Annotated in this window: 16 protein-coding genes and 1 riboswitch; of the genes, 15 read left to right on the top strand and 1 reads right to left on the bottom strand. The window is 70.8% G+C overall.

Going from position 1 to position 18514, the window contains the following annotated elements:
* The first annotated feature begins 70 nt into the window (after positions 1 to 70).
* The 12 genes from GLX30_RS04770 to GLX30_RS34275 all read left to right on the top strand — a co-directional run bounded on the left by GLX30_RS04770 (position 71) and on the right by GLX30_RS34275 (position 12833).
* On the top strand, positions 71 to 1000 hold the full coding sequence (locus GLX30_RS04770; protein ID WP_159683930.1) for an ABC transporter permease: 930 nt from the start codon (positions 71 to 73) through the stop codon (positions 998 to 1000).
* Positions 993 to 1784, top strand: coding sequence for an ABC transporter ATP-binding protein (locus GLX30_RS04765; RefSeq protein ID WP_159683927.1), 792 nt, complete (start codon positions 993 to 995; stop codon positions 1782 to 1784). The genes GLX30_RS04770 and GLX30_RS04765 overlap by 8 nt, the downstream gene beginning before the upstream one ends.
* 421 nt (positions 1785 to 2205) lie before the next feature.
* Complete coding sequence (hpnC, locus tag GLX30_RS04760) at positions 2206 to 3126, top strand: squalene synthase HpnC (protein WP_159683924.1); 921 nt, start codon at positions 2206 to 2208, stop codon at positions 3124 to 3126.
* On the top strand, positions 3123 to 4076 hold the full coding sequence (gene hpnD / locus GLX30_RS04755; protein ID WP_208545362.1) for a presqualene diphosphate synthase HpnD: 954 nt from the start codon (positions 3123 to 3125) through the stop codon (positions 4074 to 4076). The genes hpnC and hpnD overlap by 4 nt, the downstream gene beginning before the upstream one ends.
* 142 nt (positions 4077 to 4218) lie before the next feature.
* Positions 4219 to 5604 carry a hydroxysqualene dehydroxylase HpnE gene (gene hpnE, locus GLX30_RS04750; protein WP_159683918.1) on the top strand — a complete coding sequence of 462 codons (1386 nt, stop codon included), beginning with the start codon at positions 4219 to 4221 and terminating at the stop codon, positions 5602 to 5604.
* A 38-nt stretch (positions 5605 to 5642) separates the two neighbouring features.
* A complete protein-coding gene (locus tag GLX30_RS04745; RefSeq protein ID WP_167306905.1) occupies positions 5643 to 6719 on the top strand; it encodes a polyprenyl synthetase family protein in 1077 nt (358 codons plus the stop codon).
* 135 nt (positions 6720 to 6854) lie between these two features.
* Positions 6855 to 8969, top strand: coding sequence for a squalene--hopene cyclase (gene shc / locus GLX30_RS04740; protein WP_244258008.1), 2115 nt, complete (start codon positions 6855 to 6857; stop codon positions 8967 to 8969).
* Positions 8878 to 9531: a 1-hydroxy-2-methyl-2-butenyl 4-diphosphate reductase gene (locus GLX30_RS04735; RefSeq protein ID WP_159683913.1), complete on the top strand. Its 654-nt coding sequence runs from the start codon at positions 8878 to 8880 to the stop codon at positions 9529 to 9531. Before shc ends, GLX30_RS04735 begins: the two co-directional genes overlap by 92 nt.
* A gap of 5 nt (positions 9532 to 9536) precedes the next feature.
* Positions 9537 to 10556: an adenosyl-hopene transferase HpnH gene (gene hpnH, locus GLX30_RS04730; RefSeq protein ID WP_159683911.1), complete on the top strand. Its 1020-nt coding sequence runs from the start codon at positions 9537 to 9539 to the stop codon at positions 10554 to 10556.
* A 44-nt stretch (positions 10557 to 10600) separates the two neighbouring features.
* The gene (locus GLX30_RS04725) at positions 10601 to 11995 is read left to right on the top strand and encodes an aspartate aminotransferase family protein (protein ID WP_159683908.1); all 1395 of its coding nucleotides are present in this window, start codon (positions 10601 to 10603) and stop codon (positions 11993 to 11995) included.
* A gap of 65 nt (positions 11996 to 12060) precedes the next feature.
* A complete protein-coding gene (locus tag GLX30_RS04720; protein WP_159683906.1) occupies positions 12061 to 12654 on the top strand; it encodes a helix-turn-helix domain-containing protein in 594 nt (197 codons plus the stop codon).
* Between the two features lie 14 nt (positions 12655 to 12668).
* Positions 12669 to 12833 carry a DUF6126 family protein gene (locus GLX30_RS34275; protein ID WP_167306791.1) on the top strand — a complete coding sequence of 55 codons (165 nt, stop codon included), beginning with the start codon at positions 12669 to 12671 and terminating at the stop codon, positions 12831 to 12833.
* A gap of 10 nt (positions 12834 to 12843) precedes the next feature.
* Here the strand turns inward: GLX30_RS34275 and GLX30_RS04715 are convergent, their stop codons facing one another.
* A complete protein-coding gene (locus GLX30_RS04715; RefSeq protein WP_159683903.1) occupies positions 12844 to 13656 on the bottom strand; it encodes a tyrosine-protein phosphatase in 813 nt (270 codons plus the stop codon).
* Between the two features lie 200 nt (positions 13657 to 13856).
* Between GLX30_RS04715 and GLX30_RS04710 the strand changes: the two genes are divergently transcribed.
* The 3 genes from GLX30_RS04710 to GLX30_RS04700 all read left to right on the top strand — a co-directional run bounded on the left by GLX30_RS04710 (position 13857) and on the right by GLX30_RS04700 (position 18505).
* Positions 13857 to 15947, top strand: coding sequence for an alpha-galactosidase (locus GLX30_RS04710; protein WP_159683901.1), 2091 nt, complete (start codon positions 13857 to 13859; stop codon positions 15945 to 15947).
* Positions 15948 to 16450: 503 nt separating this feature from the next.
* Positions 16451 to 16630, top strand: a riboswitch (cyclic di-AMP (ydaO/yuaA leader).
* A 4-nt stretch (positions 16631 to 16634) separates the two neighbouring features.
* Positions 16635 to 17543 (top strand): LysM peptidoglycan-binding domain-containing M23 family metallopeptidase, encoded by a 909-nt coding sequence (locus GLX30_RS04705; protein ID WP_159683898.1) that lies wholly within the window; start codon positions 16635 to 16637, stop codon positions 17541 to 17543.
* A gap of 170 nt (positions 17544 to 17713) precedes the next feature.
* Positions 17714 to 18505 (top strand): SGNH/GDSL hydrolase family protein, encoded by a 792-nt coding sequence (locus tag GLX30_RS04700; protein ID WP_159683896.1) that lies wholly within the window; start codon positions 17714 to 17716, stop codon positions 18503 to 18505.
* Positions 18506 to 18514: the final 9 nt, after the last annotated feature.

Below are 18514 nucleotides of genomic sequence, written 5' to 3'. Positions count from 1 at the left end.
CATCGGAGCGACGAGCCGTTGAGGCCGCGCCCCGAACTGCCGCGCATCTTGAACACGAAAGTTTCAACTTGTGAGTGACACAACCCATGACGGAGCCATCGCGACGAGCCCCATGCCGTCGCCGGACGACGGCCTGTCTCCGTCACAGCTCGCCGCCAAGTACGGCCTGACCGTCAGCGGCGCCCGCCCGGGCCTGGCTTCGTACATCAGGCAGCTCTGGGGCCGCCGCCACTTCATCCTGGCCTTTTCGCAGGCCAAGCTGACGGCCCAGTACAGCCAGGCGAAGCTGGGCCAGCTCTGGCAGGTGGCGACGCCGCTGCTGAACGCGCTGGTGTACTTCCTGATCTTCGGCCTGATCCTCGACGCCGACCGGGGCTTCAGCACCGAGGTCTACATCCCGTTCCTGGTGACCGGTGTGTTCGTGTTCACCTTCACCCAGAGCTCGGTGATGGCGGGTGTGCGGGCGATCTCGGGCAACCTGGGGCTGGTGCGCGCGCTGCACTTCCCGCGGGCGTCGCTGCCGATCTCGTTCGCGCTCCAGCAGCTCCAGCAGCTGCTGTTCTCGATGATCGTGCTGCTGGCGGTGGTGGTCGGCTTCGGCAGCTACCCCTCCCTGTCCTGGCTGCTGGTGCTCCCCGCGCTCGTGCTGCAGTTCGTGTTCAACACCGGCCTGGCCATGATCATGGCGAGGCTCGGCTCGAAGACCCCCGACCTGGCCCAGCTGATGCCGTTCGTCATGCGGACCTGGCTCTACGCCTCGGGCGTGATGTTCTCCATCCCGGTGATGCTCGCCGACAAGCCGGCCTGGATCGCGGACGTCCTCATGTACAACCCGGCCGCCGTCTACATGGACCTCATCCGGTTCGCGCTGATCGACGGCTACGGTTCGGAGAACCTGCCCTCGCACGTCTGGGCGGCCGGCCTGGGCTGGGCTCTTCTGGTCGGCTTCGCGGGCTTCGTGTACTTCTGGAAGGCTGAGGAGCGGTACGGCCGTGGCTGAGAACATCGACAACAGAGCCGGGCGTGTCCCGACGGTCATCGCCGACGACGTGCACATCGTGTACCGGGTCAACGCCGGCGGCGGCGGCAAGGGCAGCGCCACCGCGGCGCTGAGCCGGATCGTGCGCCGGGAGAAGGGCGAGGCCCGCGGTGTGCGCAAGGTCCACGCCGTGCGCGGCGTCACCTTCACCGCCTACCGCGGCGAGGCGATCGGACTCATCGGCACCAACGGCTCCGGCAAGTCGACCCTGCTCCGCGCCATCGCCGGTCTGCTGCCGGCCGAGAGCGGCAAGGTCTACACCGACGGCCAGCCCTCCCTGCTCGGCGTCAATGCCGCGCTGATGAACGACCTGACCGGCGAGCGCAACGTCATACTCGGCGGCCTGGCCATGGGCATGTCGCGCGAGGAGATCCGCGAGCGCTACGAGGGGATCGTCGACTTCTCCGGCATCAACGAGAAGGGCGACTTCATCACCCTGCCGATGCGCACGTACTCCTCCGGCATGGCGGCCAGGCTCCGCTTCTCCATCGCCGCGGCGAAGGACCACGACGTCCTGATGATCGACGAGGCACTGGCCACCGGTGACCGCCGGTTCCAGATCCGTTCCGAGCAGCGCATCAGGGAGCTCCGCAAGGAGGCCGGCACGGTCTTCCTCGTCAGCCACAGCAACAAGTCGATCAGGGACACCTGCGACCGGGTCCTGTGGCTGGAGAAGGGTGAACTCCTGATGGACGGTCCGACCGACGAGGTCATCAAGGCGTACGAGAAGGAGACGGGCAGGTAGTCCCGGCTCCCCAGCGCCCGCAAGGCCCTCGCCGGTCGGCCGGCGAGGGCCTTCCGCTTGCCGCCGGCCTCCGGCGGTGCGGCGCGCACGGGTCCGTCGACGGGCAGTCAACTTGCCCGGAATGAGGGATGGTTGGACCCGAACGCGGTGTTGTTCCGTTCTGTGCGGCACCCCGGGGCGTCGTTCGGTGTTGTACAACGTAAGCTGTACCGGGACCGAATCGCGGCAAGTGGGGTGATATGCCGTGATCCGACCGGTCGGGTTTTCGGCCGCCGTACGGTGGGCGACCGGCGCAGCATGCGGCGGCGTGTCCGAAATGGGATGTATTGAGTCGGCAGTGTAGAACGGGAGATGTGATGGCCATGACGGGAAATCTCCAGCTCCGCGAGCCCATCGCCGACTCCGTTCCCGGCAGCGCGCAGTGACGGGCACCGCGGACCTCCGCGCCGACGACCCGGCCCGGGGCACCCTCGACAAGGCCGCCGACGAGAACTTCCCCGTCGCCCCGTTCTTCCTGCCCCGCGCCTGGCGCGACGACCTCATGGCCGTCTACGGCTACGCCCGTCTCGTCGACGACATCGGCGACGGGGACCTCGCGCCCGGCGGCGCCGACGCCCGCCACCTGGGCGTCGGACCGGACCTGGCCGGTGACCGGCTCGCCCTTCTCGACGCCTTCGAGGCCGACCTGCGCCGCGTCTTCGACCTGTCCGGCGACGCCCCGCGCCACCCGCTGCTGCGCGCGTTGCGGCCCGCCGTCGCGCGCCGCTCGCTCACCCCCGAGCCGTTCCTCGGTCTGATCGCCGCCAACCGGCAGGACCAGCTGGTACGCCGCTACGAGACCTACGAGGACCTCCTCGCCTACTGCGAGCTGTCGGCGAACCCGGTCGGCCGGCTCGTCCTCGGCATCACCGGCACGGCGAGCCCCGAGCGATTGCGCCGCTCCGACGCCGTGTGCACCGGGCTCCAGATCGTCGAGCATCTCCAGGACGTCGCGGAGGACCTCACCCGCGACCGGATCTACCTGCCGGCCGAGGACATGAAACGTTTCCACATCACGGAGGCCGACCTTGCCGCACCGACCGCGGGCGCCTCGGTGCGCGCACTGATCGCCTACGAAGCGCAGCGGGCGCGCGCGCTGCTCGACGAGGGCGTCGGGCTGGTCGGCTCCGTCGACGGGCGGCTGCGGCTGCTGCTGGCGGGTTTCGTCGGCGGTGGGCGTGCCGCGCTCGCCGCGATCGCCGCCGCCGGACATGATGTGCTGCCCGCACCGCCCCGAGCGACCAGGCCGAGGCTGCTGCGTGAAGTGGGGACCGTCTTGCGAAGAGCGCGTAGAGAGGGATGAGCCGGACGATGGAGGGACCGACCCAGGTGCCGACCGCGCCGGTGCAGGCCGCGTACAGCTACTGCGAGGCCGTCACCGGACAGCAGGCCCGTAACTTCGCCTACGGCATCAGGCTCCTGCCGCCGCACAAGCGCCAGGCCATGTCGGCGCTGTACGCGTTCTCGCGGCGCGTCGACGACATCGGCGACGGCACGCTGAAGCCGCAGGCCAAGCAGGACCGGCTGGAGGCCACGCGCGAACTGCTCGGACGCATCAGGCAGGGCGTCGTCGACGACGACGACACGGACCCCGTCGCCGTCGCGCTGTGCGACGCCGCACGCCGCTTCCCGCTGCCGCTCGGCGGCCTCGACGAACTCATCGACGGCGTGCTGATGGACGTCCGGGGCGAGACGTACGAGACCTGGGACGACCTCAAGGCCTACTGCCGGTGCGTGGCCGGCGCGATCGGGCGGCTCTCGCTCGGTGTGTTCGGCACCCAGCCCGGCACGCGCGGAGCCGACCGCGCCCCCGAGTACGCCGACACGCTGGGCCTTGCGCTGCAACTGACCAACATTCTCAGGGACATCGCCGAGGACGCGGCCAACGGCCGCACCTACCTGCCCGCCGACGACCTCGCCAAGTTCGGCTGTTCCGAGGGCTTCCACGGCACGACACCGCCCCCCGGCTCGGACTTCGCGGGCCTGGTCCACTTCGAAGTACGGCGCGCCCGCGCCCTGTTCGCCGAGGGCTACCGCCTGCTGCCGATGCTGGACCGGCGCAGCGGCGCGTGCGTCGCGGCCATGGCCGGCATCTACCGCCGCCTCCTCGACCGCATCGAACGCGACCCCGACGCCGTGCTCCGTGGCCGTGTCTCGCTGCCGGGTCGCGAGAAGGCGTACGTCGCCGTCCGTGGACTGTCCGGCCTGGACGCCCGCCACATCGGCCGCCAGACCCACGGAGGGCGCCGGTGACTTCCCCGACGCGCCTCACGGACCCGGCCGCGGCGCAGGTAGTGCGGCGGGCAACCGCCCGGCCCGCCGCCGCGTCACTGACGGTGGCGGCCCCGGCACATGACGTGCCGCATGCCGCACGGTCCACGAGGGAGGCACACGGATGACGGCCGACGGCATGGACTCCCGGCACGCTGTGGTGGTCGGCGGCGGCCTCGCCGGTGTCACCGCGGCGCTCCAGCTCGCCGACGCGGGAGTCCGGGTCACCCTGCTCGAGAGCCGGCCACGGCTCGGCGGGCTCGCCTTCTCCTTCCGCCGCGGCGAGCTCACCGTGGACAACGGCCAGCACGTGTACCTGCGTTGCTGCACCGCCTACCGCTGGTTCCTCGACCGGATCGACGGCGCGCACCTCGCTCCGGTCCAGGACCGTCTGGACGTTCCCGTACTCGACGTCGCCGCCAGGAAGGGGCCGAGACTCGGCCGCCTGCGGCGCTCCACCCTGCCCGTACCGCTGCACCTCGCCGGGAGCCTCGCCGGCTATCCGCACCTCTCGCTCGCCGAGCGGGCCGGCGTCGGGCGTGCCGCGCTCGCGCTGAAGGGGCTGGATCCCACCGACCCGGCCCTGGACGGCGTCGACTTCGCCACCTGGCTCGGCCGGCACGGCCAGTCGCCGCGCGCCGTCGCCGCCTTGTGGGACCTCGTCGGCGTCGCGACCCTCAACGCCCGGGCACCGCAGGCGTCCCTGGGTCTCGCCGCGATGGTCTTCAAGACAGGGCTGCTGTCCGAGCCCGGCGCCGCCGACATCGGCTGGGCCCACGTGCCGCTCGGCGAACTGCACGACACCCTCGCCCGCAAGGCCCTCGACTCGGCCGGGGTGCGCACCGAACTGTCCACCCGGGTACGCCGGATCAGCCGGCCGGCTGACGGCCGCTGGCAGGTCGACGTGGACGGCGAGCAACTGGACGCCGACACCGTCGTGCTGGCCGTCGCGCAGCGCGAGGCCCACGCGCTGCTCCCCGTCGGCGCGCTGGAGGATCCCGACCGGCTGCTCGACATCGGCACCGCCCCGATCCTCAACATCCATGTGGTGTACGACCGCAAGGTGCTGCGCCGGCCCTTCTTCGCCGCGCTCGGCACGCCGGTCCAGTGGGTCTTCGACCGCACTGAGGCGTCGGGCGCCGACGAAGGCCAGTACCTCGCGGTCTCCCAGTCCGCGGCACAGGACGAGATCGACGAACCCGTCTCCGTGCTGCGGAAGAGGTATCTGCCGGAGCTGGAAAGGCTGTTGCCCGCCGCGCGCGGTGCCGGGGTGCGGGATTTCTTCGTCACCCGTGAGCGTACGGCGACCTTCGCACCGTCCCCCGGCGTCGGCAGGCTGCGGCCGCCCGCGCACACACGCGCGCCCGGCCTGTACCTTGCTGGCGCGTGGACTGCCACCGGCTGGCCCGCGACCATGGAGGGCGCCGTGCGCAGCGGATTCAGTGCCGCGGGTGCTGCGCTCTCCGAGCTCGGCCGCCGCCATGAACATCCCCTCAAGGAGGCGGCGTGAGCACCAGTACTGGAACCAGAGGAGAAAGCGTGCCGACAGTGCACTCGGCGTACCCGGCTGACGACACCGCACAGAGCGCGGAGAGTGTCGACATCTCCGCGCTGCTGGAGCGCGGACGGACCTTGTCCACGCCGGTGCTGCGCGCCGCCGTGGAGCGGCTCGCGCCGCCCATGGACACGGTCGCCGCCTACCACTTCGGCTGGATCGACGCGCAGGGGCGGCCCTCGGAGGGCGACGGCGGCAAGGCCGTACGCCCGGCGCTGGCGCTGCTGTCCGCAGAGGCGGCGGGCGCCGCACCCGAGGTCGGCATCCCCGGGGCCGTCGCCGTGGAGCTGGTGCACAACTTCTCGCTCCTGCACGACGACCTCATGGACGGCGACGAACAGCGCCGCCACCGCGACACGGTCTGGAAGGTGCACGGGCCCGCGCTGGCGATCCTGGTCGGCGACGCGCTGTTCGCGCTGGCGAACGAAGTGCTGCTGGAGAGCGGCACCGTGGAGGCGGGGCGGGCCGCGCGCCGCCTCACCACCGCGTCCCGCAAGCTCATCGACGGCCAGGCCCAGGACATCTCCTACGAGCACCGCGAGCGGGTCACCGTCGAGGAGTGCCTGGAGATGGAGGGCAACAAGACCGGCGCGCTGCTGGCCTGCGCCGTCTCCATCGGCGCGGTGCTCGGCGGGGCCGACGAGCGGACCGCCGACACGCTGGAGGCGTACGGCTACCACCTCGGTCTCGCCTTCCAGGCCGTCGACGACCTGCTCGGCATCTGGGGCGACCCGGTCGCCACCGGAAAGCAGACCTGGAGCGACCTGCGCCAGCGCAAGAAGTCCCTGCCCGTCGTCGCGGCGCTCGCGGCCGGCGGTCCGGCCTCCGAGCGGCTCGGCGAGCTGCTCGCCGCCGACGCGAAGAGCAGCGACTTCGACAGCTTCTCCGAGGAGGAGTTCGCCACCCGGGCGGCCCTGATCGAGGAGGCCGGCGGCCGGGAGTGGACCTCCCAGGAGGCCCGCCGCCAGCACGCCGTCGCGATCCAGGCCCTCGACGGTGTCGACATGCCGGAACGGGTCCGCGCGCAGCTCGTCGCGCTCGCGGACTTCGTCGTCGTACGAAAGAGATGATCGCCATCACCATCGCAAGGACCGACCGGAGCAACAGCCGCACCATATGAAGCGCGTCGCCGGCCGGTGACGTGATCGTCACCGGCCGACGTCAGACCCCAGCTCAGCAGAGACCACTGCAACGAAGGGGAAACAATGACAGCGACGACCGACGGAAGCAGCGGGCCCGTCCGGGCCGGTGCTGCCACTGCCGGCGACACGACCACGACGACCGCCGCCCGGACCACCGCGCCGGGCACCGACGTACGGGACGCGGCCGGACGTGCCGCGGAACGGGCCGTCGAGCATCTGCTCGCGCGGCAGGACGCCCAGGGGTGGTGGAAGGGCGACCTCGAGACCAACGTGACCATGGACGCGGAGGACCTCCTCCTGCGGCAGTTCCTCGGCATCCAGGACGCGGCGACCGTGGAGGCCTCCGCCCGCTTCATCCGCGGGCGGCAGCGGGACGACGGCACCTGGGCGACCTTCTACGGCGGCCCGGGCGAACTGTCCACCACCATCGAGGCGTACGTCGCCCTGCGGCTGGCGGGCGACCGCCCGGACGACCCGCACATGCAGCGAGCCGCCTCCTGGGTCAGGAGCAGGGGCGGCATCGCGGCGGCGCGGGTCTTCACCCGGATCTGGCTCGCCCTGTTCGGTTGGTGGAAGTGGGACGACCTGCCGGAGCTGCCGCCGGAGCTGGTCCTCCTGCCCACGTGGTTCCCGCTGAACATCTACGACTTCGGCTGCTGGGCGCGCCAGACCATCGTGCCCCTGACCGTCGTCTCCGCGAAGCGGCCGGTGCGGCCGGCCCCGTTCGCCCTCGACGAGCTGCACACCGACCCGGCGATGCCCAACCCGCAGAAGCGGTTCGCCCCGGCGGCCAGTTGGGACGGCTTCTTCCAGCGCGCCGACAAGGCGCTGCACCTCTACCACAAGGTGGCGCCCCGCCGGCTGCGCCGGGCGGCCATGAACGCCGCGGCCCGCTGGATCATCGAACGGCAGGAGAACGACGGCTGCTGGGGCGGCATCCAACCGCCGGCCGTGTACTCGGTGATCGCCCTGCATCTGCTCGGCTACGACCTCGAACACCCCGTCATGCGGGCGGGACTCGAGTCGCTCGACCGCTTCGCCGTCCACCACGAGGAGGACGGCCTACCCGTACGGATGATCGAGGCCTGCCAGTCCCCGGTCTGGGACACCTGCCTCGCCACCATCGCCCTCGCCGACGCCGGTCTGCCCGCCGACCATCCCGCCCTGGTGAAGGCGGCGGACTGGATGCTGAGCGAGCAGGTCGTGCGGCCCGGCGACTGGTCGGTGCGCAGGCCCGGAGTCGGGCCCGGCGGTTGGGCGTTCGAGTTCCACAACGACAACTACCCCGACATCGACGACACGGCCGAGGTGGTCCTCGCCCTGCGGCGGGTGAAGCATCCGGACCCGGAGAGGGTGGACGCGGCCGTGGCCCGCGGCACGCGCTGGAACCTCGGCATGCAGTCCCGGAACGGTGCCTGGGGAGCGTTCGACGCCGACAACACCAGCCCGTTCCCGAACCGGCTGCCTTTCTGTGACTTCGGCGAGGTCATCGACCCACCGTCGGCGGACGTCACCGCGCACGTCGTGGAGATGCTCGCCCACGAGGGTATGGCCGACGACCCGCGCACCCGCCGTGGCGTGCGGTGGCTGCTGCAGGAACAGGAGGCCTGCGGAGCCTGGTTCGGCCGCTGGGGGGTCAACTACGTGTACGGCACGGGCGCGGTGGTCCCCGCCCTGATCGCCGCCGGACTGCCCGCCTCCCACCCGGCTGTCCGCCGGGCGGTCACCTGGCTCGAGGCCGTCCAGAACGAGGACGGCGGGTGGGGCGAGGATCTGCGCTCATACCGGGAGGAGCAGTCCATCGGGCGCGGCGCCTCCACGGCCTCGCAGACCGGCTGGGCGCTGCTGGCGCTGCTGTCGGCGGGTGAGCGGGAGGGCAGGGCCGTCGAGCGGGGTGTCGCATACCTGGCGCGGACGCAGCGGCCGGACGGCTCCTGGGAGGAGCCGTACTTCACGGGTACCGGCTTCCCCTGGGACTTCTCGATCAACTACCACCTGTACCGGCAGGTCTTCCCCCTCACCGCGCTCGGCCGCTTCCTCCACGGGGAACCGCCCGTGGGCCGTACGGCCGCCCGCCAGGGGGCTGATGGGGGACCTACAGGAGCCTGCCGTCCCCGCCGTTCCGCTGCTGATCGCCTGTGCGCTCGGCATCGAGAGGTTCGCGCTGCGGGCAGGTGACCGGCGCCGCGGCGGGAGCGGCGCGACCGTCCTGCGCACCGGCATGGGGCCGGCCAACGCCGGCCGTGCCGTGCGCGCCGCGTGCGGCACCGAGCCCTTCCGGGAGGCGGCGGTCGTGGCGTCCGGCTTCTGCGCGGGGCTCGCCCCGGGCATGCACCCGGGCGACCTCGTGGTCGTGGAGGAGGCCCGGCTCGGCGAGGTCTCCACCGCCTGCACCGACACGGAACTGCTGGTGAAGGCCGTGGCCAGGGCGGTCCCCGGGCACACGGTGCACCGGGGCCCGCTGACCGGTGTGGATCACGTCGTGCGCGGCCATGAGCGCGCGGAGCTGCTCGCGGCCGGCTCGATCGCGGCGGACATGGAGTCCGCGGCGACTCTGAACAGCGCCATGGAGGTCGGGCCGCGTCCCGTTGCGGCCGTCCGGGTGGTCGTGGACGCCCCGGAATATGAACTGGTACGCATCGGCACACTTCGCGGTGGAATATCAGCCTTCCGTGTCCTTCGTGCCGTAATGCCCGCATTTCTTGAATGGCACCGTTCTTTGCTGCTCCCCAGGAGGTGAGCCAGATGGCCATGCCGCTCCGCCAGACCGTCAGGGTCGGGACCTATCTCTTCGAACAGAAGCTCCGCAAGCGCGACAAGTTCCCTCTGATCGTCGAACTCGAACCGCTCTACGCGTGCAACCTCGCGTGCGAGGGCTGTGGGAAGATCCAGCACCCCGCCGGGGTGCTCAAGCAGCGGATGCCGGTGGCGCAGGCGGTCGGCGCGGTGCTGGAGTCCGGTGCCCCGATGGTCTCGATCGCCGGCGGCGAACCGTTGATGCACCCTCAGATCGATGAGATCGTGCGCCAGTTGGTTGCCCGCCGGAAGTACGTGTTCCTCTGCACCAACGCCGTCCTGCTCCGCAAGAAGATCGAAAAGTTCACACCCTCCCGGTACTTCGCCTTCGCGGTGCACATCGACGGTCTGCGCGAGCGGCACGACGAATCGGTGGCCAAGGAGGGCGTGTTCGACGAGGCGGTCGCTGCCATCAAGGAAGCCAAGCGCCGGGGCTTCCGGGTCACGACCAACTCGACCTTCTTCAACACCGACACCCCGCAGACGGTCATCGAGGTCCTGAACTACCTCAACGACGACCTCAAGGTCGACGAGATGATGATCTCGCCCGCCTACGCCTACGAGAAGGCGCCCGACCAGGAGCACTTCCTCGGCGTCGAGCAGACCAGGGAGCTGTTCAGAAAGGCCTTCGCCGGGGGCAACCGGCGGCGTTGGAGGCTCAACCACTCTCCGCTCTTCCTGGACTTCCTCGAGGGCAGGGCCGACTTCCCCTGCACCGCGTGGGCGATCCCCAACTACTCCCTCTTCGGCTGGCAGCGCCCCTGCTACCTGATGAGCGACGGCTACGTCACCACCTACCGCGAACTGGTCGAGGACACCGACTGGGACAAGTACGGCCGCGGCAAGGACCCGCGCTGCGCCAACTGCATGGCCCACTGCGGCTACGAGCCCACCGCGGTCCTCGCCACCATGGGGTCGCTCAAGGAATCGCTCCGGGCCGCCCGCGAGACGCTGTCGGGGCCCCGGTGACCGGCATGTGACCGACCGACACTCTGGACCAGGAGAGCCGAGGAATGACCGAGCAGCCCAAGAGCTTCGATCTGGCGGAACTGCTGGCGCGGCGCGGTGACGAGCGCTACGAGCTGCACGCCCGGTACCTCAACCACCAACTGCCGCGCATGCTGCGCACCATCGGGTTCGACAAGGTCTACGACCGGGCTGAGGGGGCCTACTTCTACGACACCGAGGGTAACGACTACCTCGACATGCTCGCCGGTTTCGGCGTGATGGGCCTCGGCCGGCACCACCCCGTCGTGAACAAGGCGCTGCACGACGTCATCGACGCCTCGCTCGCCGACCTGGTCCGGTTCGACTGCCAGCCGCTGCCCGGGCTGCTGGCGGAGAAGCTGCTCGAGCACACCCCGCACCTGGACCGGGTGTACTTCGGCAACAGCGGGGCGGAGGCCGTGGAAGCGGCGCTGAAGTTCGCCAGGTACGTGACGGGCCGGCCCAGGATCCTGTACTGCACGCACGCCTTCCACGGGCTGACGACCGGAGCGCTGTCGGTCAACGGCGAGGACGGGTTCCGTCACGGGTTCTCCCCGCTGCTGCCCGACACCGCCATCGCGATGGGCGATCTAGGCGCACTGGAGCGCGAGTTGGCGCGCGGCGACGTGGCCGCGTTCATCGTCGAACCGGTCCAGGGCAAGGGTGTCCACCCGACACCGCCCGGCTTCCTGCGGGGCGCCCAGGAACTGCTGCACAAGTACAAGGCGCTGCTGATCGCGGACGAGGTGCAGACGGGCCTCGGGCGCACCGGCGACTTCTACGCCTTCCAGTACGAGGCGGGCGTAGAGCCCGACCTCGTCTGCGTGGCCAAAGCACTGTCCGGAGGGTATGTGCCCGTCGGTGCCACACTCGGCAGGGACTGGATCTTCAAGAAGGTCTATTCGTCGATGGACCGGGTCCTGGTGCACTCCGCGAGCTTCGGCTCCAACGCCCAGGCGATGGTCGCGGGGCTCGCCGTCCTGTCGGTGCTGGAGAACGAGCACATCGTGAAGAACGCCCGGGTGACGGGCGAGCTGTTGCGGGCCCGCCTGGCGTCGCTCGTCGACCGGTACGAGCTGCTGCACGCCGTGCGCGGTCGGGGGCTGATGATCGGCATCGAGTTCGGGCGGCCGGAGTCGATCAAGCTGCGCAGTCGCTGGACCGTGCTCCAGGCGGCCAGGAAGGGATTGTTCGCGCAGATGGTGGTCGTGCCGCTGCTTCAGCGGCACCGGATCCTCACCCAGGTCTCCGGGGACCGCATGGAAGTGATCAAGCTGATCCCGCCGCTGATCATCGGGGAGAAGGAGGTCGACCGTTTCGTCGGCGCGTTCGAAGCCGTGATGGAGGACGCGCACGGCGGGGGCGGACTGATGTGGGACTTCGGCAAGACCTTGATGAAGCAGGCGGTTGCCAACCGCTGACCAGTATTTTTGCCTGTGAGGCAAAGAAATTTGCCTCGCAGGCAATACTCTGGCCCAATGGAGGCATGACCACCTCTGCCGAGCCGACGGACGAGGGGCTGCCCGACATGGCGCCCCGGCTGCGCGAACTGCGCCGCCGCCGTGGACTCACCCTCGAGGTCGCCGCCCAGCGGGCGGGCCTCTCGCCCGCACATCTCTCGCGGCTCGAGACGGGACAGCGGCAGCCCTCGCTGCCGATGCTTCTCGCGCTCGCCCGCATCTACGGTACGACGGTCGCCGAACTGCTCGGTGAACAGCCCGCCGCACGCGATCCGGTCATCCGTGGCCGCGACCGCGAGCCCGTGGCGGCGGCCGGCTGGGACTACCACCAGGCCGGCAATCCGGGTCGGGCCATGCAGGCCCTGCGTGTGTTCGTGCCGCACGGCGTGCAGGGCGACCTCGTACGGGTCCACCCCGGCGAGGAGTGGCTCCACGTCGTGAGCGGGCGGCTGCGGCTCGGCCTCGGGGACACCGTCCATGAGTTGGCCGCCGGCGACAGTGCGCACTTCGACTCGCTCACCCCGCACCGCATCGCGGCGGCCGCCCCAGAGGGGGCGGAAATACTGTTCGTGCACACCCTGCTGCAGTCCCCCGAACTGCACCCCGTCCCTGACCGGTGAGGAATGTGTCCCGCATGTCGTACGACCCTTTGGACAAGCGCACCACCGGCGGCGAGAGCCCGCGTGAGGAGCGGTTCCCACGCGGACTGGTGATCCGGCTCTTCGCCTACCTCATCGCCGGCCACGTCATCGCCGGGTTCCTCTACCTGCTGTTCCTGGTGGGCGGCCAGAACCAGTGACAGGCGGGGCTCAGCCCTGGTCGAGCAGCCGTTCCCGCAGACGTTCACGCGTCGCCGGGGACAGCCGCAGGCCGTCGGTGAGGTAGCGCTCCGTCGTGCCCCAGTTCTCCTCGATCGCCTCGAAGGCCGCGGCCAGGTACTCGGCACGGGCGTCGAAGAGCGGGCCGAGCAGCTCCATCACCTCGGGTGACATCGCGTCAGGACCGTTGCCGCTGCGCCGGACCTTGTAACGGCGGTGCGGATCGTTGGACTTGAGATAGTCCGCCTCGATGGCGTCACGCTCCACGCCGACGGCGAGCAGCGACACCGCTATCGACAGGCCGGCGCGGTCCTTGCCCGCGGCGCAGTGCATCAGGGCGGGCACGCTGTCCTCGGCCAGGGCGTGCAGCACCCGGCTGTGCTCCGCCGTCCGCTCCTTGATGATCATCCGGTACGAGGCGATCATCCGTCCGGCGCCCTTGCCGTCCGCGAGGATCGACTTCAGCTGGTCCAGATTCCCGTCCCGGACCATCGTCCAGAACTCCGCGCCGTCCGCGGGGTCGCTCAGCGGCAGGTTCACGTTGCGCACCCCGGGCAGGTCGATGTCCGGCCCCTCGAGCTTCTGGTCCGCGGCGTTGCGGAAGTCGAAGATCGTGTGCAGGCCCAGGGTCGACAGGAAGGCGGCGTCGGCCGCCGTCGCGTGTGCCAGGTGGCCGCTGCGGAAGAGCCGACCGGGTCGCACCAGCCGCCCGTCCGTCGTCGGCAGGCCGCCCACGTCCCGGAAGTTACGGACCCCGGTCAGCTCGGGCTCTGTAGAGGGGACCTGCGGCAGCTGCTGCGTCACGGGGACTCCTTCGGAGGACAGTCGCCGGCGCTGTTCGCCGGGCGATGGCGCGGCCTCGACCATACGACACACGTTCAACGGCCCATCGTCCCGGCCGTCCGGCACGGTGGTCGGCGTCCCCCACGCGCCGTTGCCACCGCGGTCCGCCCGGGCGGATGATGTGCGGACCTGTGCGGACCTGTGAGTATCCGAGGGGTCAGATGATCGAGGAAGTCGACAAAGGGCGCACCTGGGTACTTTCCGGCCCCACGAGCAGTTACGCCCTCCACCTCACCGACGCGGACGAGGTGGTGCACCTCCACTGGGGCGGGCGCATCCCGGCCGCCGCCGCGGAGGCCCTCGCGGCCGCGGGCCCGCCGCCGTACCGGCCCTTCGAGTCCCCGCTCGACGGCCGCGAGGAGTACCCCGTCGAAGGCGGCCCGCGCTTCGTGCGCCCGGCCCTGTCGGTCAGGACCGGGAGCGTCCGCGGCACGGAATGGGCCTTCGCCGGCTGGACCGCCGAGGACGACGAGCTGAGGCTGCGCTTCCGCGACGACCTGGTGGGCCTGGGCCTGACCCTCCACTACCGCATGCGCGACGACAGCGACGTGATCGAGCGCTGGGTCACCGTCGCCCACGAGGGCACCGGCCAGGACATCGAACTGCTCCGGGCCGATGCCGCCGCCTGGACGCTGCCGCTGCGGGAGGCATGGCGGCTCTCCCAGCTGCACGGCCGCTGGGCCGCCGAGTCCCGCCTCGCGCGCGACCCGCTCCCGTACGGGGAGACGACGATCGGCAGCCGGCGCGGTCACACCGGTCACCAGCACCTGCCCTGGGTGGCCCTGGACGCGGAAGGTGCCACCGAGGAGCACGGCGAGGTGTACGGCTGCGCCCTCGGCTGGTCCGGATCGTGGCGGATGTCCGTGCAGCGGCTGCCGGACGGGGCCGTGCAGATCACCGGAGGGGCGGGGCACGACGACTCGGGGCTCCTGCGGCTCGCCCCGGGCGGGACGTACACCTCGCCCGTCTTCGCCGGACTCCGGAGCGACGGTGGTTTCGGCGGGGCGAGCAGGGCGTGGCACGCGTGGCAGCTGGCCCATGTCATTCCCGACGCCGGCCAGGTGCGGCCGGTGCTCTACAACTCGTGGGAGGCCACCGGCTTCGACATCTCGCACCAGCAGCAGGCGGCGCTCGCCCGGCGGGCCGCCGCGATGGGCGTGGAGCTGTTCGTCGTGGACGACGGATGGTTCGGGCGGCGCACCGGAGACCGGTCCGGACTCGGCGACTGGACACCGAACCCGGACCGCTTCCCCGACGGACTGGGGCCGCTGGCCGCCGAAGTGCACGCGCTCGGTATGCAGTTCGGCCTCTGGGTGGAGCCGGAGATGGTCAACGAGGACAGTGACCTCTACCGGGCGCATCCCGACTGGGTCCAGCACCATCCGGGGCGGACGCGGGCGGAGTTCCGTAACCAACTGGTGCTCAACCTCGCGCGCGAGGACGTGCGGGCGTACCTGTGGGAGCAGCTCGACACACTGCTCTCCGGCACGCCCGTCGACTATGTGAAGTGGGACTTCAACCGCTGCTTCACCGACGCGGGCTGGCCGGGGGAGCCGTACCCGCAGAAGCTGTGGACCGAGCACGTCGAAGGCTTCTACGGTCTGCTGGACCGGCTGCGGGCGGCGCATCCCACGGTCGCCTTCGAGTCCTGCTCCGGCGGGGGCGGCAGGATCGATCTGGGCGTCCTCGCCCGCACCGACCAGGTGTGGACATCGGACAATACGGACCCATTGGACCGGCTCGCCGTCCAGCACGGCTTCAGCCAACTCCATCCGGCCCGGGTCATGGCGGCCTGGGTCACCGACAGTCCCAACGTCCAGCTCAACGGTCGCCGCAGCAGTCTGCGCTTCCGGTTCGTGAGCGCCATGGCCGGGGTGCTGGGCGTCGGGGGAGACCTCTCGGCCTGGAGCGGGACGGAGCTGGCGGAGGCGCGCGACTGGATCCGCCTCTACAAGGAAATCAGGCCGCTGGTCCAGCACGGCGAGCTGTACCGGCTGCGGGCCCCGGAGGGTGGTCTCAGCGCCGTGCAGTACGTACGGGACGACGAGACGGTGGTGCTCGCGCTGCTCCAGGCCCAGCGCTACGGCGAGCGGCCGCCGGCGCTCCGACTGCGCGGTGTCGAGGCGACGGGGGCCTACGTGTGTGCCGACACCGGAGCGGTCCACCAGGGCGGGGTGCTGCTTCACCACGGAATTCACACGGGACTCGAGGGCGATTTCGACGCCACGGTGATCCGGCTCCGGCGGATGTGATCCACCGGTCGCGATTCGCCTTACCCGTAAGGGGGAGGGGAATTGTGGAACGAGCCGGCGGCGACGGCGAGACGGATACCGGTGGGGCGCGGGAGGCGCGGCGGCGGTGGCGGCAATGAGCCACCGGCCGGTCGGCCGGAAGTGACCGGAGTCACGGGCTTTCGTCGCCGGGTGGCGAAGTGGGGCAAGGGTGGCGCGCTTTAGTGGGTAAGTGCAGGACTAGATGACCAAATGGGGCTTCTGTCCGAATTGGATGGTTGCGCATAACGTGCCCCGTAAGAAGGCGAGATGGGTTCCGGCTCGTGAGCAGCGTCATATCCGTGACGTTCTGTGGCTGCTGCGCCGAGGCGAATTCCGTTGTCGACAAGGCGGTTGGCCGCCTCTTGTCGACGGAGGGTGACCGGGAAATCCGGGCGGACGGGGTACCGGTCATTGATCGTGGAAAATCGCGGCTTGTCCCGCGCTGCCCGACTCGCCTACGGTCACGCTCAATCCGGACGGACCGCCTAATCCTGCCGCCGCCCGGAATTCGAACCTATCCACGCGTGGCAGGAGCGGGGGAACCAGGTAGTACGCCGTATCCGGACAATCCGGACGGCTTGGGGTGAAGTGGCACCACGTGTGCGACCGGGCATCTCCAGCCCGAACCCGACAGCTCACCTCGCAGGCGCCGGAGAGGAATGCGCCATGCCCGCCAAGGGTAAGCACCGCCGTCCCAAGACCAACCCGATCACTCGCGGCTTCGTCGTCGCCGGTACGGGTGGCGCCGCCATCGCGCTCCCGCTGTTCGGCGCCACCACGGCCAACGCCGCCCCGGCGGCTGCCCCGGCCGTAGCGGAGAAGGCCCCGGCCGCCGCGCCCGCGGCCGCACCGGCCGCCAAGAAGGCCCCGAAGACGTACAGCGTCGTCGCCGGGGACCACCTGTCGAAGATCGCCGCCGAGCAGGACGTCCGCGGAGGCTGGAAGCAGCTCTTCAACGACAACCGCCGTGTCATCGGTGCCGACCCGTCGCTGATCCACCCGGGTCTGGAGTTGACGATCGGCGCGAAGAACAAGGCGAAGAACGACCCGGAGCCCCGCTCCGAGTCGCAGACCCGCCCGTCGCGTGACGACTCGCGGTCCGCCGCGCCGGAGGCCGAGGCTCCGCAGCCCGAGGCTCCCGCCGAGGAGACGCCGGCCACGCCGTCCGGTTCCGGCTTCAGCGCCCCTGTCGACGCGGGCGTCACCACCGCGTACCGGGCCTCCGGCGCCATGTGGTCCAGCGGGTACCACACCGGTGTCGACTTCGCCGCCTCCTCCGGCAGCTCCGTCAAGGCCGTCGGTGCGGGCACCGTCGTCTCGGCCGGCTGGGCCGGTGCGTACGGCAACGAGGTCGTCATCCAGCACACGGACGGCACCTACTCCCAGTACGCCCACCTCTCCTCGCTCGCCGTCTCCGGCGGCCAGTCGGTGACCGGTGGTCAGCAGATCGGGCTGTCCGGTTCCACCGGCAACTCCTCCGGTCCGCACCTGCACTTCGAGGTCCGCACCGGCCCCTCCTACGGTTCGGACATCGACCCGCTGGCCTACCTGCGCGAGCACGGCGTCTCCCTCTGAGCCGTCCGGCCGCCCACCGTTCGCAGGTGAGTCCCCGTTCCGCATCAGGCGGAGCGGGGGCTTCCGCGTATTCCGGCTCGGGCGAAATGTGACGGGTGGTAAAGATCACGGCGCGTCAACCCCTCCTTACGGTCGCGTAGGTCACATCCGTGAAGGAAAGATGTGCTCCCGTGGCAGACGATTCGAGAACAGAGAACAGTGGCGCATTCGGGTCGTACGCGGCGATCGGTGACAGCTTCACCGAGGGAGTGGGGGACCCGGGACCCGACGGGAGATTCGTCGGATGGGCCGACCGGTTCGCCGTCCTGCTCGCCGACCGGATGCCGGAGCACTCCTTCCGGTACGCCAACCTCGCCGTACGCGGCCGCCTCCTCGACCAGATCGTCGAGGAGCAGGTGCCGAGGGCGCGCGAGCTCGCGCCGGACCTGGTGACCTTCTGTGCCGGCGGCAACGACATCATCCGGCCCGGCTCCGACCCCGACGACGTCGCGGAACGCTTCGAACGGGCGGTGGCAGACCTCGCCGGCTCCGTCGGCACCGTCATGGTGACCACCGGCTTCGACACCCGGGACGTGCCGGTCCTGCGGCATCTCCGCGGCAAGATCGCCACGTACACGGCCCACGTACGGGCCATCGCCGACCGCTACGACTGCCCCGTGCTGGACCTGTGGTCGCTCAAGTCCGTCCAGGACCGGCGTGCTTGGGACGCCGACCGGTTCCACCTGTCACCCGAGGGGCACACCAGGGTCGCGCTGCGCGCCGCGCAGGTCCTCGGGATCGAGGTGCCCGCCGACCCCGACCAGCCGTGGCCGCCGCTGCCCCCGCGAGGGACGCTCGAGGGGCGCCGGGACGACATCCAGTGGGCGCGCGAGTATCTCGTGCCCTGGATCGGGCGGCGGCTCCGCGGCGAGAGCTCCGGCGATCATGTGTTGGCCAAGCGCCCCGACCTGCTGCCGCTCTGAAGCGAGCGG

It is taken from the genome of Streptomyces sp. Tu 2975, from assembly GCF_009832925.1.
Classification (GTDB): Bacteria; Actinomycetota; Actinomycetes; order Streptomycetales; family Streptomycetaceae; genus Streptomyces.
The sequence above is the reverse complement of the archived record's forward strand: the minus strand, read 5'-3'. Positions and strand labels throughout refer to the sequence as shown.

Excerpts from the sequence above, each read along its gene's own strand:
- hpnD (WP_208545362.1), top strand. The coding sequence starts at position 3,123 with ATGAGCCGGACGATGGAGGGACCGACCCAGGTGCCGACCGCGCCGGTG.
- hpnE (WP_159683918.1), top strand. The coding sequence starts at position 4,219 with ATGACGGCCGACGGCATGGACTCCCGGCACGCTGTGGTGGTCGGCGGC.
- shc (WP_244258008.1), top strand. The coding sequence starts at position 6,855 with ATGACAGCGACGACCGACGGAAGCAGCGGGCCCGTCCGGGCCGGTGCT.
- GLX30_RS04735 (WP_159683913.1), top strand. The coding sequence starts at position 8,878 with ATGGGGGACCTACAGGAGCCTGCCGTCCCCGCCGTTCCGCTGCTGATC.
- hpnH (WP_159683911.1), top strand. The coding sequence starts at position 9,537 with ATGGCCATGCCGCTCCGCCAGACCGTCAGGGTCGGGACCTATCTCTTC.
- GLX30_RS04725 (WP_159683908.1), top strand. The coding sequence starts at position 10,601 with ATGACCGAGCAGCCCAAGAGCTTCGATCTGGCGGAACTGCTGGCGCGG.
- GLX30_RS04720 (WP_159683906.1), top strand. The coding sequence starts at position 12,061 with ATGACCACCTCTGCCGAGCCGACGGACGAGGGGCTGCCCGACATGGCG.
- GLX30_RS34275 (WP_167306791.1), top strand. The coding sequence starts at position 12,669 with ATGTCGTACGACCCTTTGGACAAGCGCACCACCGGCGGCGAGAGCCCG.
- GLX30_RS04710 (WP_159683901.1), top strand. The coding sequence starts at position 13,857 with ATGATCGAGGAAGTCGACAAAGGGCGCACCTGGGTACTTTCCGGCCCC.
- GLX30_RS04705 (WP_159683898.1), top strand. The coding sequence starts at position 16,635 with ATGCCCGCCAAGGGTAAGCACCGCCGTCCCAAGACCAACCCGATCACT.